A 14,025-nucleotide genomic window follows, 5' to 3' on the forward strand; every position below is an offset into this window, starting at 1 on the left:
AGTTATAAAAAGGTTGAAAAGACATGAAAAAACAGATAGCAGTGGTTTTTGGAACCTTTGCTCCCTTGCATCAGGGGCATATTGATTTAATCCAAAGAGCAAAACGTCAATGTGATGCTGTATGGGTGGTAGTTTCAGGTTATAAGGGAGATCGTGGTGAACAGGTTGGACTTACACTACAAAAGAGGTTTCGCTATATTCGTGAAGCATTTCGAGATGATGAGTTGACCTCTGTTTGTAAACTTGACGAAACCAATATTCCACGCTATCCAATGGGCTGGCAGGAGTGGTTGGATCAGATGTTGCAGGCCATTTCCTATGATCAGACTGGTCAGGAACTAATCTTTTTTGTAGGAGAGTCCGAATACCAACAAGAATTGTCAGAACGTGGTTTCGAGACTGTTTTGCAGGAAAGAAAATTTGGAATTTCGGCTACCATGATTCGAGAAAATCCAAGCAAATATTGGAAATATATAGCTCAACCTTTCCGCCGTCAGTTTACGAAAAAAGTGTTGATTATGGGAAGTGCGAGTAATGGTAAAACAACTCTAGCCAAGGATTTAGCTCGCTTTTATGATGCGCCAGTCAGTCTAGAGTATGCTCGTGAGTATCAGATAAAAAATAATGTCCGAGATGATGAGCTTACCCCCAAAGATTATTATTACCTTCTATTGGGGCAGTATGATCAAACTTCCAAGTTAATTGATAGCAATGCCAATCGAGGCCTAGTCATTGCAGATACCAACTCACTGGTAACCAAGGGCTACTACGATTACTACATGGAAAGCGAAGAGCAGGAGGACTTGTCCGGAGAGACCTTTGACAATCTCTTTGTTTCCATCTTAGCCAAGGAAAAGTGGGATTTAATCCTCTTTGTGCAACCTATCGGTTCTTATGTCAATGATGGTTTTCGAGACATGACCATGGCAGAAGACCATATCCGTCACAGTTTTTCTCAGCATTTGGATATGATGAGGGAGCAATATCTAGCCAATATCCCTCATGTTTATCTAGCTGATGACTATCTAGGAAATTATGAAGCAGCAAAAGTGGCTATTGATGCCATTTACCAAGCAGATTAGGAGAAGAAAATGAAAAAAATAACTGAAAAAATCACACGATTTATTGAAAACTTTAAAAATGTTCACGCAGAAGCTCGTAAAATTGGTTTTGCAGGAGTTATGCGTTTGCTTTGGAAAGACCTCTTTGTAGGCCGTAGTCTTTTCCAGTGGCTCTATTTGATTGTTTTATCGAGTGTTCCTCTTATTCTGGAGTTTACACAAAACACAGAAAGTCATGACTGGATTGGTCTCTTGGCCTCTTGGACAGGGATTGTCTGCGTTATATTGGTAGCTGAAGGTCGGGCTAGCAACTATCTTTTTGGAGCTATTAACTCTGCAATCTATTTGGTCCTAGCTATGAATGCGACTTTCTACGGTGAAGTTTTGACAACAGTTTATTTCTTTGTCATGCAGCCTATTGGTCTCTATACTTGGTTGTCTAATCGGATCAATGAACAAGGAAGACCAGAGGAGTCTCACTTTGAAGCTAAGAAACTCGGTCTGATTGATTGGCTCAAGTACTTGGCCTTGACTGCTATCATCTGGATTGGCATGGGATTAGCCTACCAAAGTATCAGCAGTGCTCGTCCTTTCCGTGACAGTGTTACCGATGCGACAAATGGTGTTGGTCAGCTCTTGATGACACGTCTTTACCGTGAGCAATGGATTTTCTGGATTGCAACCAATCTCTTTAGTATCTACCTCTGGTGGGGTGAAAACATCCATATCCAAGGAATGTACTGGGTTTACACCATCAATAGTTTAGTCGGTTGGTACCAATGGACTAAGGCTGTCAAGGAGAGATAAGATGACTGAAACGATAATCCCAGCTGGAATGACAGAAAGAGAATATTTTGAGGTTCATGCGACTGAGAAGGAATTTTTAGACTGGTACTGCAAACAGGATCTTCCTCAGTATGAAAAACCGAGCGTGACGGTGGATATGGTAGCTTATTGCTTTGTGGAAGGCAAAATCAAACTCTTACTAATCCGCCGTAAGGCCCATCCTTATCAGAACTGTTTGGCTTTGGTCGGTGGTTTTATGGATAAGAGTGAAGATGCAAGGCATGCTTGCCAGCGTGAGGTGAGAGAGGAGGTCAACCTCGACCTTACTTTGGAAAAAATCGAGCAATTGATGACAGTATCTACTCCAGGTCGTGATCCGCGGGGCTGGACGGTTACTATCGCCCACTTGGTATATCTACCTAGCAGAGCACTCGATCTCGTTCAAGCTGGAGATGATGCCAAGGATGTGGTTTTTGTTGATGTTGATTTTCAGACGGGCAAGTGCTTCTTAGAGGGGCTAGAGTTGGGGGAGCAAGCCTTCGCCTTTGACCATTATGCCATTATCCAAGAGTCTATTAAACGAATCCAAGGGCGTCTTGACTGGAATCCGACCTTTCTCTATCTGCTGGAGGAGGAGTTCACTGTCTATGAAGGGACTGAACTGGTTAATCTCATCAACCCCGGTCGTCCAATCGTCAGCAATAACTTTCTCGTAAAATACGGAGAATATGTAGAAGAAGTTGGACTCAAACGAGTTCCTAAAAAGAAACCCAGAAAAACCTATCGATTAAAATAAAAAGATTGGGGACCGAAATCGATAGCCCAAGTCTTGGTTTCCTAGTTTCAGTCCTGAGAAGTTTCAACAAATCCGATGGCTGGTTGAGCTTGAGAATAGAGAAAATACAGTTTGTGTCAAAAGTCAATTCAGCCATCGTGTCAAAGACTTATTAGTCATAAAAAAGCGAGGTCGGGATTTTTTCCCGACCTCTTTTTGACTACTAAGGATGTTTATCTTTCTTTGAATTGCTCATGATTCGAATGAATAAATCTTTGTATTTATATTTTAAATAGGTTTCGTGTAAATACAATAAAGCTACATAGACAATCATGAAAATGGCAGTTAGGTAGAACAAATCAAATGTTGTTTGAGCGTAATGAGTAGCTGTCCCATAAGAAACGAAAGCAGCTAAAATCACCCAAGGAAGATACTTGTAATATTTGCTTAACATAAGCCTACACCTCCAATATCCTATCTCAATTTTATTATAGCCCTTTAAGAAAAAAATGCAAGCGGTTACGTGTATAAAATATAGTATTCTCATAGGAAAAATTTTCCTGTTTTTTTTAATTCTTTGCGAATAAAAGATATAGGAGGGATAAGGAAATAAATGTACTAAAAAATAATTCTAAAAAATTTTAGATAAATAGTTGACAGATTCAAAAACAAATATTACAATTATGTTACAAAAATATTTCTTAACATTTCAAAAATGTTACAAAAGGAGCATAAAATGAAAACTAAAACTTCTATCAAATTAATGGCTGCAACTGTACTCGCTTCAACATTACTATTGGGGGCTTGTGGCAATAAGAAAGAGAATACTGCAAGTGATAGTTCTAGCAAGACAACACAAGCATCTTCTAGTTCTAAGGCAAGTTCTTCAAGTAAAGAGAACAAGACTCAGAAGTCCTCAAGTTCAGCTTCAACAGAAAAAGCTAAATCATCATCTTCTGATCAGTCAACGACTACTGCTAACCAATCGCAAGCAACACCAGCACCAGAAACAAAACAAAATCAAGAACCTTCTGCTAAGCAAACCCCTTCTCAAGCCCCATCCAATCAACAAGGAACACAAGCAAAATCGAATCAGTCAGCTTATGATCCAGCAACTGATCGCAAACTCCAAGACAAGCAAGCAGAGCACAACAAACGTTATAAAGGTGTCTTGACTATGGTAGACAAAGATTTTTCGGCTGCGGCTGGAAATTGGAAGGGTGCAAATGGTGAAACGATCACTGTCTCATCAGCTGGTCAATTCACAGTAGAATCTGCTGATGGCAAGAAAGAAAACTACTCTATCCAAAGCTATTCTTATACCCTTGATGATGGGAAATACAATGCTGAAGTAGGTGGTGGAAAAGTCATCCAAATTACAACAGGTGCAGATGGTACTGTTTCAAGTGTTACTTTGATTAAGCCATAGACTTCAGTGCAGAAATAATTTGTTTAAAAATAGTTCAGTTGATGAGTACCTACAGCATTTGAAGTTGATAAGACGTCATAAATGAACTACAGAGATGAGACTAACTTAGGAGTATATGTAATCATGTCTACCTGAACTGACCGTTTTTCACTTAGTTTCTCCGAGAGAAGTGGTATAATGAATGCATTAAAGGGAAACGAGTGATGAATCAATGACGGATAAATTAATTTTACCTCAAAACACACGACTCATGGGAGTGTTTCTTGGCTTTATCGGTGGTTCTTTGGATGTATTCTGTCACATCCAGTACCATAGTTTGGTGGCGACACAGACAGGGAATATCCTCCTACTGATATCAGATTGGCACGATTCACATGTCATCAATACCATGTTGCGATTCTGTTCTATTATATTCTTTTCCCTAGGCTTTCTTTTTGCCTTACACATGAAAGAATATCGCAAAACAGCCTATTGGCGAGTTAAGATGCTGCTTCCCTTATTTATCGGGACCCTTGTTCTGCCCTTCTTTTACCGCTTTCCTCTATTAGAAGTTCCTTTTATTGCTTTTGGAACTGGAATGATGATGCTAACATTTACGGGTAGTTTGATTGAAGATCATCCCTATGTCATTTTTATGACGTCTGGAAATTACCGAAAAATGTTGACTGCTTTGTATCACATCGTTAGAGGAGAAGGAGATGTTCAAGAATATCGTCGTCAAGCCTTGAACTATGGTATTGTTGTAGGTAGTTTCGTAGTGGGGGCCATTAGCTTGGCTGTATCTATGCATTTTTTCCATGAATGGTCTATTTGGATTGTCAGCTTTAATTTGTTGTTGATTATGTCCTACTATATAGCTAGAGTGAAGCAGCTAGATTTGCAAGATGAAAATATATAAAAAACGGCAAATCTCAATTTGAGAGATTTGCCAATTTTTATACGTTTATGCTTTTTCTAACTGTAAGAGAGCTTCAATTTCTGCAAGTGTGCTTGCATGTGAGATAGCTCCACGGAGTTTAGCGGCGCCAGATGTTCCACGGAGATAGTGAGGAGCGAGGCCACGGAATTCACGGACCGCAACCTTTTCTCCCTTGAGATCAATCAAGCGTTTTAAGTGTTCATAGGCAATTTTCATCTTGTCTTCAAAGGTTAAATCAGGCAGGATTTCTCCAGTTTCAAAGTAATGATTGATTTGATTGAAGAGGTAAGGGTTTCCCATGGCTGCGCGTCCGATCATAACGGCGTCGGCACCGACTTCCTCGATGCGTTGTTTAGCTTCTTGAACCGTACGGATGTCTCCGTTAGCGATAAATGGAATCTTGGTCAGAGCTTGTGCAACCTTATGAAGAGTCTCAAGGTCTGTGTGACCTGTGTACATTTGCTCACGTGTACGGCCGTGCATGGCAAGGGCAGAAACACCTGCAGCCTCAGCAGCTAGAGCATTCTCAACTGCCAGGGATGGGTCAGACCAGCCTGTACGCATTTTGACAGTAAGGGGGATATCAAGGACAGATTGAACTTTGTTAATGATAGAGTAAATCTTATCTGGGTCCTTGAGCCACATAGCCCCAGCTTCGTTTTTTACGATTTTATTAACTGGGCAACCCATGTTGATATCAACGATATCGGTCTTGGTGTTTTCTTGGATGAATTCTGCTGCGCGTGCTAGGCTGTCTTCATCGCTACCAAAAAGTTGGATAGAGACTGGGTTTTCGCCTTCATCGATATGAAGCATGTGAAGAGTTTTTTCGTTGTTGTATTGGATTCCCTTGTCAGAGACCATTTCCATGACAACGAGTCCAGCTCCAAGCTCTTTTGCAATGGTACGGAAGGCTGAGTTGGTCACACCAGCCATGGGTGCTAAAACGGTACGATTGGGAATCTCAACATTACCAATCATAAAAGGTGTATTAAGATTTGTCACGAATGAGTTCCTCCAGGTCGTTTTCATCAAAGTTGTAAGTAGTTTGGCAGAATTGACAAGTGATTTCTGCCCCGTGGTCTTCGTCCTTCATTTCCTGCAAGTCTGAGCTTGGAAGACTAGAAAGAGCCTTCATAAAACGTTCTTTGCCACAGTCACATTGGAAACGAATTTCTTCTTCAGACAGACGTTTGTATGGTTCGTCTCCGTAGATAGCCTTGAGAAGGGCTTCGATATGGTCGTCGCTTTCTAGAAGAGTCGAAATAGCTGGCATCTCTTGGATACGTTTTTCAAAGCGAGCAATCTCTTCTTCCTTGGCTCCTGGCAAAACTTGAACGAGGAAACCACCTGCGACTTTGACCTTGTCGTCTTCATCCAAAAGGACATTGAGGCCGACTGCTGAAGGGGTTTGTTGGCTTTCAGTCAGGTAATAGGCCAAGTCTTCACCGATTTCCCCAGAGATGAGGGGAGTCATAGAGTTATATGGATTTCCAGTGCCGTAGTCCGTAATCACTAGAAATTGCCCATTGCCGACAAAAGGTCCGACTAGAACTTCACCAGTTGCAGTCTTTTTGATATCAACACCAGGATTTTGAACGTAGCCTTTGACATTTCCTTTGGTATCTGCGACAGTGATAATGGCACCTAGAGAGCTAGTTCCAAGAACTTTAACTGTTAGCTTGGTATTTCCTTTTTCATTGGCTGCGAGAATCTGGCTAGCAATAAGGGTGCGACCAAGTGCTACAGTTGAGCTAGCTTGGGTTTGATGTTTTTCTTGAGCAGTGCGGACGGTTTCAGTGCTATCAAGAACATAAGCACGAAAGGCCCCGCTTTCTGATATAGTTTTAATAATTTTATCCATAGCTACTATTTTAGCATAAAAATGCCCAAAGGGGGGAGTGGAGTGTCTACTATCGTTTTAAAGTGATCTGTTTACATCAGTGAAATTATGAAGAAAGAACTAAAATAGGCTAAAATGTGCTCTTTAAAAATGGTAAACAGTTGAAAATGAAGAGACTAAAGTGGTAAAATGGGAACAAGAAAAAATAGTAATTGTATATTTGCATAAAATTATTGAAAATTTACAAAAAGAAGTTAATTATGGATAAAAAGAAACCAATCTATGTTTTTTTAGGACAAACGGTCCTGTATTTTATTGTTCTACTTGGTTTGCTTTACTTTTTTAGTTACCTAGGACAAAGTCAGGGAAGCTTTATTTACAATGAATTTTAGTTTAAAGGAGAAAAATCATCGTGTCTAATAAGCCGATAAAAGATATGATTGAAGCGATTGAATATTTCGCCCAAACTCAACCTACCTTTCCAGTATACAATGTCTTAGGGCAAGAGCACACTTATGGTGATTTAAAGGCTGATTCAGATAGTTTGGCTGCAACCATTGATCAGCTAGGATTACCTGAAAAATCTCCAGTAGTTGTTTTTGGTGGCCAGGAGTATGAAATGTTGGCTACCTTTGTAGCTCTGACTAAGTCTGGCCATGCCTATATTCCAATCGATAGCCATTCGGCCTTGGAGCGCGTGTCTGCCATTCTTGAAGTGGCTGAGCCAAGCTTGATCATTGCTATTTCAGAGTTTCCAATCGAAACCCCAGCTGCTCCAATCATGTCCTTGGAGCAGGTGCATGAAGCTTATGCGGCTCAAAAAGCTTACGATTTGCAGCATCCGGTCAAGGGGGATGATAACTACTACATCATCTTTACTTCAGGGACAACTGGTAAACCAAAAGGGGTGCAAATTTCGCATGATAATCTGCTCAGTTTTACCAACTGGATGATTACGGACAAGGAATTTGCAACGCCAGAGCGTCCGCAAATGTTGGCGCAACCACCCTATTCCTTTGACTTGTCTGTCATGTACTGGGCACCGACCTTGGCTCTTGGTGGAACCCTTTTTGCTCTTCCATCAGCCATCACTCAAGACTTCAAACAACTCTTTGCGACGATCTTTTCTCTTCCGATTGCTATCTGGACTTCAACACCATCTTTTGCTGATATGGCCATGTTGTCTGATGATTTCAATGCTGAAAAGATGCCAGGCATCACCCATTTCTACTTTGATGGGGAAGAGTTGACTGTTAAAACCGCTCAGAAATTGCGCGAGCGTTTCCCAAATGCACGCATCATCAATGCCTACGGCCCAACGGAAGCAACCGTTGCTTTGTCGGCAGTAGCAATCACAGATGAGATGTTAGCGACTTTGAAACGTCTGCCAATCGGTTATACCAAAGAAGATTCTCCAACCTTTATCATTGATGAGGAAGGGAACAAATTGCCAAATGGAGAGCAAGGAGAAATCATCGTATCTGGTCCAGCCGTTTCAAAAGGTTATATGAATAATCCAGAGAAAACAGCAGAAGCCTTCTTCGAATTTGAAGGTCTTCCAGCCTACCATACGGGAGATGTCGGAACCATGACAGATGAAGGTCTCCTTCTCTACGGTGGACGGATGGACTTCCAAATCAAGTTTAATGGTTATCGTATTGAGCTAGAGGATGTTTCTCAAAACTTAAACAAATCGAAGTATATTGACTCAGCAGTCGCAGTACCGCGTTATAATAAAGATCACAAGGTCCAAAATCTCTTGGCCTATGTTATCTTAAAAGATGGGGTCAAAGAACAATTTGAGCGCGAAATTGATATCACGAAAGCCATCAAAGAAGACTTGGAGCATATCATGATGTCTTACATGATGCCGTCTAAGTTCCTTTATAGACAAGATTTGCCATTAACTCCAAATGGCAAGATTGATATTAAAGGATTGATTAACGAGGTGAATAATAGATGATGGATTTCCTAAAACAGCTACCTCATATTGAGCCGTATGGGAATCCGCAGTACTTTTTGTACGTGATTACTGCTACCTTGCCAATCTTTATCGGACTTTTTTTCAAAAAACGTTTTGCCTGGTATGAAATATTGGTTAGTTTGTTCTTTATCGTCACTATGTTGACGGGGGGCAAGACTAATCAGATAGCTGCCTTAGGTATTTATCTGATATGGCAAATATTACTGGTACTTTTGTACAAGCAGTATCGAAAAGTCCGAGATGGCAAATGGATTTTCTACTTGGTGAGTCTATTATCGTTACTTCCCATCATTTTTGTGAAAGTGCAACCGGCTATTAACGGCACACAGTCTTTATTAGGATTTATTGGTATTTCCTATTTGACTTTTCGTTCGGTGGGAATCATTATTGAACTCAGAGATGGAGTCATTAAGGAATTAAAGTTGTGGGAGTATTTACGTTTTCTCCTCTTCATGCCGACATTTTCAAGTGGTCCCATTGATCGATTCAAGCGTTTTAATGAAAATTATAAGACGATTCCAGAACGTGATGAGTTGATGGACATGCTAGCCGAGTCTGTTCGATATATCATGTTGGGGTTTCTGTATAAATTTATCTTGGCTCATATTTTAGGCGAAATTATGTTAACGCCCCTAAAAAATCTAGCTCTACAGGCAGGTGGATTCTTTAACTATTATGTAGTGGCAGTCATGTATACATTTGGTTTGGATCTTTTCTTTGATTTTGCGGGCTATTCTCTGTTTGCTTTAGCAATTTCAAATCTGATGGGAATTCGTAGTCCGATCAATTTCAACAAACCTTTCTTGTCGAGAGATTTGAAAGAGTTTTGGAATCGTTGGCACATGAGTTTATCTTTCTGGTTCCGTGACTTTGTCTTTATGCGCATGGTTCTGTTGATGACGAGAAAGAAATTGTTTAAGAATCGAAATATGACTTCAAGTGTCGCTTATATCTTGAACATGCTCCTTATGGGATTCTGGCATGGGATAACATGGTTTTATATCGCTTACGGACTCTTTCATGGGGTAGGCTTAGTGATGAATGATGCCTGGATTCGGAAGAAAAAAACGCTCAATAAGGAACGTAAGAAAGCAGGGCAACCTCCCTTGCTTGAGAATCGTTGGGCTCAGTTACTTGGCATGGTGCTAACCTTCCATGTCGTAATGGTTTCATTCTTAATCTTTTCTGGATTTTTGAATGATTTATGGTTTAAAAAATAGAAGGAATTAAAAAAATGGATATCAAATCAGAAGTTATTGAAATTATCGATGAATTGTTCATGGAAGATGTTTCTGACATGATGGATGAAGATCTTTTTGATGCAGGTGTCTTGGATAGTATGGGAACAGTTGAATTGATCGTGGAAATCGAAAATCGCTTTGATATTCGTGTCCCGGTTACAGAATTTGGTCGTGACGACTGGAATACAGCCAATAAAATCGTAGCAGGGATTACGGAGTTAAAGAATGCTTAAACGTCTGTGGTTAATTTTTGGGCCACTCCTTGTTGCTGCTTTATTGCTTCTTCTACTTATCCTTTTTTATCCTGGTAGCAAAAGTCACAATCTTATGGAGGAAAAATACTCTGCGGCCTCAATAAGTGCAGAAAGCTTTAAGGAGAGAAGTCAAAAAGTGAGAGCTCTCACAGACCCTGATATGCGTTTTATCTCTTTCTTTGGGTCCAGTGAGTGGAATCGCTTTGATAATATGCACCCGGCAGTACTAGCTGAAAAGTATAATCGTTCTTATCGACCTTACTTTCTGGGTCAGGCAGGAGCAGCGTCTCTTAGCCAGTATTTTGGAATGCAGCAAATCACATCTGAACTTGAGAATAAACAAGCGGTATTTGTAATCTCTCCACAATGGTTTACAAAAGAGGATCATGATCCGACTATTTTCCAAACTTACTTTAATAACGATCAGCTAACTGCTTTTTTGGAAAATCAATCTGGAGATGCTGCCTCTCAGTTTGCTGCCAACAGACTTTTGAAACAAAATCCAGGAATCTCTCTGAAAGGGATTGTTGAGAAGTTGGCTAAGAATGAACAACTATCAGAGTTTGACCAGACAATGATTAAGGCTTCTGCAGAATTCAACGAAAAACAATCTGCTCTTTTTGGCCAATTCTCGATTCGTGGGCGATTAAGTTACAAAGATCACGTTGAAAAATATTTGGGCAATCTCCCTGATCAATTCTCTTATGAAGAATTGGAAAATATTGCACGTAAGGATGCAGAAGAAAATACGACCAATAATGATTTGGGGATGGATAACCACTTTTACAATACTCAACTAAAGAAAGATTTAAAAAAGTGGGAAGGGTATCAAAAAAATTACAACTTTCTCCAGTCAAGTGAGTACAATGATTTGCAGTTAGTGCTCGATCAATTTGCAAAATCTAAGGTCAATGTGCTCTTTGTCTTTCAACCTGTCAATAAAAAATGGATGGATTATACAGGCTTGAGTGAAGAAATGTATCAACACTCTGTCGAAAAAATTCGTTACCAGTTGGAGAGTCAAGGTTTCACCAATATTGCTGATTTTTCAAAAAACGGTGATGAACCTTATTTTGTCAAGGATACGATTCATATTGGCTGGTTGGGCTGGTTAGCATTTGATAAGGTTGTAAATCCCTTTTTGAGCAGTCCAACAACAGCACCTATTTACCAAATGAATGACCGTTTCTTTAGCCAAGATTGGGCAAATTATGATGGGAATATTAAAGATTTTCAATAATATAGAAAAGGAGTTTGAACTTTTTGTTCAGACTTTTTTTATGAAATGTCAGATAGATTACCTTCAAAAAGGTTAAAATTTTTAAAATCATGATAAATAGCGTATAATGGTAGAAGAAAGAAGAGAAAGGGATTCCAAAATGAATAAACGTTTTTTGTTGCCTGTCCTATCGACAGCCCTATTAGCTCCAGCCTTTTTAGCTGGACAAGTCTATGCTGAAGAAAATACTAGTTCTTCAGAAGTTACAGAAGTTGTGAGCACTGCAGAAGCACCAGTAGTAGCAGCAGCGACTCCTGAGGTTGTTACAAGTACGGCAACACCAGCTGAAGAGGTTGCACCTCAAAAAGAAGAAGCAGATACTGTTATCTTGCATACCAATGACGTGCATGGTCGTATCGTAGAAGAAAAAGGAGTAATTGGAGATGCCAAACTCGCGACAGTTATTGAGAAGGAGCGAGAAAAGGGCAACCAAACGACTCTAGTAGTGGATGCAGGTGATGCCTTCCAAGGTCTGCCGATTTCAAACTCTACAAAGGGTGAAGCTCGTGCCAAAATCCTAAATGAGATGGGCTACGATGCTATGGCTGTAGGAAATCACGAGTTTGACTTTGGACTTGACGAAGCTAAAAAATACAAAGAAATTTTGAACTTCCCATTGCTCAGCTCAAACACTTATGTCAATGGTGCTCGTTTATTTGAAGCAGCAACAATTGTTGATAAGAACAAGGATGTTGCAGGTGATGAGTTTGTCGTCATCGGTGTGACAACACCTGAAACAGCTACTAAGACCCACCCTAAAAATGTTAAAGGCGTAACCTTTACAGAACCTATTGCAGAGGTTAACAAGGTTATCGAAGAAATTCAAGCTAAAGCCTTGGCAGAAGGCAAAGACTACAAACACTATGTTGTCCTTGCTCACTTGGGAGTTGATACAACAACACCTGTAGAATGGCGTGGTTCAACACTTGCAGAAGCACTTTCAAAAAATCCTCTTTTGAAAGGTAAACGCGTGACTGTTATCGATGGTCATTCACATACTGTAGAATCAACCACATATGGCGACAATGTAACCTATAACCAGACTGGAAGCTATCTCCATAATGTTGGTAAAATCACTTACAAATCTCGTCAATTATTAGGAAATCCAAGCCAGGTACCTGCTGCAGATGCTAAGAAATTAGAAGCCAATCCAAAGATTGCAGCCATGGTCAAAGAAATCAAAGAAAAATATGACGCTGAAAATGCTATAGAAGTTGTTTCAAATAGTCCAGTTGAGTTGAATGGTGACCGTGAAAATGTTCGTGTCCGTGAAACCAACCTTGGGAATGTCGTAGCAGATTCTCTCTACCAGTATGGTCAAACAGGATTTAGTCATCCAACAGATATCGCTGTGACAAATGGTGGTGGCTTGCGTGAAACGATTGCCAAGGGTAAACCAATTACAAAAGGAAATGTCATTGCGGTTCTACCATTTGGAAACACAATCTCACAAATCCAAGTAACTGGTCAGCAAGTTTTTGACATGTTTGAAAAATCACTCGGATCTATTTTGCAGGTTGATAAGGCAGGAAAAACTGTCTTGGATGAAAATGGTCAACCATTGCTAGAGCCAAGTGGTGGATTCTTACAGGTTTCAGGAGCCAAGGTCTATTACGATACAAACTTAACTGCAGGCAAACGTGTCTTGGCTATTCAAGTTAAGAATCGTGCGACTGGTCTTTATGAAAAACTAGATTTGGAAAAAATCTACTACCTAGCAACCAATGACTTCCTTGCGGCAGGTGGTGACGGTTATACCATGCTTGGTGGTGCCAGAGAAGAAGGTCCTTCAATGGATGCTGCCTTTGAAGACTATCTCAAAACGGTTGATTTGTCTCAGTATGAAAAGGTAAATCCAAATTCACGCACGATTTCTGTGGATTCAAAAACATTTAAACTGCCAGAAGAGCAAGGTCCAGCTAAACCAGGAAAAGATTCAGCAACAGATCCGGCTAAACCAGAAAAAGATCCAGCAATAACTCCTACTCAACCAGGAAAAAATCAGGGAACAACTCCGGCTAATTCAGGAAATGATGCAACTAAGCCAGGAAAAACTCAAGAGACAACTCCAGCTAAAACTGAGAAGGACTCAGCAACAAAAACAACTCCATCAGGGAAAAATCAAGGAACAACTCCTGCCCAAACATCTACTGTAAAAGTTGATTATAAGGTTGCAGATAAATTTGCCAACAAGACAGTCGTATCAGAAAAATTACTTCCTAATACAGGTAGTGAACAATCTATTTTCATGATGCTATTGGGTATGATTCTTGGAGCGACAGCCCTCTGGACTAGCCGTAAACAAGAAAAATAATTCTAAAAGATGAAAACATCTCAGGTGTTTTCATCTTTTTTCTTGACTCCTTACTTGGATGTGATATACTTAACTAGTAAAGGAATGGTGTGATACTCAATAAAACTCAAAGAGCAAACTAGGAAGCGAGACGCGGGCTG

Annotated in this window: 14 protein-coding genes; 11 read left to right on the plus strand and 3 right to left on the minus strand. The window is 40.2% G+C overall.

Annotated features, from left to right (window positions below; genetic code table 11):
• The first annotated feature begins 23 nt into the window (after positions 1 to 23).
• From ACESOD_RS09510 to ACESOD_RS09520, 3 genes are read left to right on the plus strand one after another with little or no spacing between them, the layout of a single operon-like run.
• The gene (locus tag ACESOD_RS09510) at positions 24 to 1,082 is read left to right on the plus strand and encodes an AAA family ATPase (protein WP_373095448.1); all 1,059 of its coding nucleotides are present in this window, start codon (positions 24 to 26) and stop codon (positions 1,080 to 1,082) included.
• A gap of 9 nt (positions 1,083 to 1,091) precedes the next feature.
• The gene (pnuC, locus tag ACESOD_RS09515) at positions 1,092 to 1,868 is read left to right on the plus strand and encodes a nicotinamide riboside transporter PnuC (RefSeq protein WP_373095450.1); all 777 of its coding nucleotides are present in this window, start codon (positions 1,092 to 1,094) and stop codon (positions 1,866 to 1,868) included.
• A gap of 1 nt (position 1,869) precedes the next feature.
• Positions 1,870 to 2,643, plus strand: a complete 774-nt coding sequence (locus ACESOD_RS09520; RefSeq protein WP_373095453.1) for an NUDIX domain-containing protein — start codon at positions 1,870 to 1,872, stop codon at positions 2,641 to 2,643.
• Between the two features lie 202 nt (positions 2,644 to 2,845).
• Here ACESOD_RS09520 and ACESOD_RS09525 read toward each other — a convergent pair whose 3' ends face one another.
• Positions 2,846 to 3,076 carry a hypothetical protein gene (locus ACESOD_RS09525; protein ID WP_373095456.1) on the minus strand — a complete coding sequence of 77 codons (231 nt, stop codon included), beginning with the start codon at positions 3,074 to 3,076 and terminating at the stop codon, positions 2,846 to 2,848.
• Between the two features lie 282 nt (positions 3,077 to 3,358).
• Between ACESOD_RS09525 and ACESOD_RS09530 the strand changes: the two genes are divergently transcribed.
• Together ACESOD_RS09530 and ACESOD_RS09535 are read left to right on the plus strand one after the other, a co-directional pair.
• Positions 3,359 to 4,051 carry a hypothetical protein gene (locus tag ACESOD_RS09530; protein ID WP_373095459.1) on the plus strand — a complete coding sequence of 231 codons (693 nt, stop codon included), beginning with the start codon at positions 3,359 to 3,361 and terminating at the stop codon, positions 4,049 to 4,051.
• 211 nt (positions 4,052 to 4,262) lie between these two features.
• Complete coding sequence (locus ACESOD_RS09535) at positions 4,263 to 4,949, plus strand: YoaK family protein (RefSeq protein WP_373095462.1); 687 nt, start codon at positions 4,263 to 4,265, stop codon at positions 4,947 to 4,949.
• Positions 4,950 to 4,994: 45 nt separating this feature from the next.
• Here ACESOD_RS09535 and dusB read toward each other — a convergent pair whose 3' ends face one another.
• On the minus strand, positions 4,995 to 5,975 hold the full coding sequence (gene dusB, locus ACESOD_RS09540; RefSeq protein ID WP_373095465.1) for a tRNA dihydrouridine synthase DusB: 981 nt from the start codon (positions 5,973 to 5,975) through the stop codon (positions 4,995 to 4,997).
• Positions 5,962 to 6,834 carry an Hsp33 family molecular chaperone HslO gene (gene hslO, locus ACESOD_RS09545; protein ID WP_373095468.1) on the minus strand — a complete coding sequence of 291 codons (873 nt, stop codon included), beginning with the start codon at positions 6,832 to 6,834 and terminating at the stop codon, positions 5,962 to 5,964. The genes dusB and hslO overlap by 14 nt, the downstream gene beginning before the upstream one ends.
• A gap of 239 nt (positions 6,835 to 7,073) precedes the next feature.
• On the opposite strand from hslO, the gene ACESOD_RS09550 reads away from it, so the two are divergent.
• From ACESOD_RS09550 to nt5e, 6 genes are all read left to right on the plus strand, one after another.
• Positions 7,074 to 7,205: a teichoic acid D-Ala incorporation-associated protein DltX gene (locus ACESOD_RS09550; RefSeq protein ID WP_000358457.1), complete on the plus strand. Its 132-nt coding sequence runs from the start codon at positions 7,074 to 7,076 to the stop codon at positions 7,203 to 7,205.
• A gap of 20 nt (positions 7,206 to 7,225) precedes the next feature.
• On the plus strand, positions 7,226 to 8,776 hold the full coding sequence (dltA, locus tag ACESOD_RS09555) for a D-alanine--poly(phosphoribitol) ligase subunit DltA (RefSeq protein WP_373095472.1): 1,551 nt from the start codon (positions 7,226 to 7,228) through the stop codon (positions 8,774 to 8,776).
• Complete coding sequence (gene dltB / locus ACESOD_RS09560; RefSeq protein ID WP_303941923.1) at positions 8,773 to 10,017, plus strand: D-alanyl-lipoteichoic acid biosynthesis protein DltB; 1,245 nt, start codon at positions 8,773 to 8,775, stop codon at positions 10,015 to 10,017. The genes dltA and dltB overlap by 4 nt, the downstream gene beginning before the upstream one ends.
• Before the next feature lie 14 nt (positions 10,018 to 10,031).
• The gene (dltC, locus tag ACESOD_RS09565) at positions 10,032 to 10,271 is read left to right on the plus strand and encodes a D-alanine--poly(phosphoribitol) ligase subunit DltC (protein ID WP_000351968.1); all 240 of its coding nucleotides are present in this window, start codon (positions 10,032 to 10,034) and stop codon (positions 10,269 to 10,271) included.
• Entirely contained in the window at positions 10,264 to 11,532 is a 1,269-nt protein-coding gene (gene dltD / locus ACESOD_RS09570) for a D-alanyl-lipoteichoic acid biosynthesis protein DltD (RefSeq protein ID WP_373095475.1), read from the plus strand. Before dltC ends, dltD begins: the two co-directional genes overlap by 8 nt.
• Before the next feature lie 139 nt (positions 11,533 to 11,671).
• A complete protein-coding gene (gene nt5e / locus ACESOD_RS09575) occupies positions 11,672 to 13,885 on the plus strand; it encodes a cell surface ecto-5'-nucleotidase Nt5e (RefSeq protein ID WP_373095478.1) in 2,214 nt (737 codons plus the stop codon).
• The last annotated feature ends 140 nt before the right edge of the window (positions 13,886 to 14,025 follow it).

Origin of the sequence: Streptococcus oralis (assembly GCF_964238205.1) — a bacterium.
In the GTDB taxonomy this organism is placed as follows: Bacteria; Bacillota; Bacilli; order Lactobacillales; family Streptococcaceae; genus Streptococcus; species Streptococcus oralis_CZ.

Bases quoted from the DNA above. Each gene is read 5' to 3' on its own strand.
- dltB (WP_303941923.1), top strand. From the start codon at position 8,773: ATGATGGATTTCCTAAAACAGCTACCTCATATTGAGCCGTATGGGAAT.
- ACESOD_RS09535 (WP_373095462.1), top strand. From the start codon at position 4,263: ATGACGGATAAATTAATTTTACCTCAAAACACACGACTCATGGGAGTG.
- hslO (WP_373095468.1), bottom strand. From the start codon at position 6,834: ATGGATAAAATTATTAAAACTATATCAGAAAGCGGGGCCTTTCGTGCT.
- ACESOD_RS09520 (WP_373095453.1), top strand. From the start codon at position 1,870: ATGACTGAAACGATAATCCCAGCTGGAATGACAGAAAGAGAATATTTT.
- ACESOD_RS09550 (WP_000358457.1), top strand. From the start codon at position 7,074: ATGGATAAAAAGAAACCAATCTATGTTTTTTTAGGACAAACGGTCCTG.
- ACESOD_RS09525 (WP_373095456.1), bottom strand. From the start codon at position 3,076: ATGTTAAGCAAATATTACAAGTATCTTCCTTGGGTGATTTTAGCTGCT.
- dltC (WP_000351968.1), top strand. From the start codon at position 10,032: ATGGATATCAAATCAGAAGTTATTGAAATTATCGATGAATTGTTCATG.
- ACESOD_RS09510 (WP_373095448.1), top strand. From the start codon at position 24: ATGAAAAAACAGATAGCAGTGGTTTTTGGAACCTTTGCTCCCTTGCAT.
- ACESOD_RS09530 (WP_373095459.1), top strand. From the start codon at position 3,359: ATGAAAACTAAAACTTCTATCAAATTAATGGCTGCAACTGTACTCGCT.
- pnuC (WP_373095450.1), top strand. From the start codon at position 1,092: ATGAAAAAAATAACTGAAAAAATCACACGATTTATTGAAAACTTTAAA.
- dltD (WP_373095475.1), top strand. From the start codon at position 10,264: ATGCTTAAACGTCTGTGGTTAATTTTTGGGCCACTCCTTGTTGCTGCT.
- nt5e (WP_373095478.1), top strand. From the start codon at position 11,672: ATGAATAAACGTTTTTTGTTGCCTGTCCTATCGACAGCCCTATTAGCT.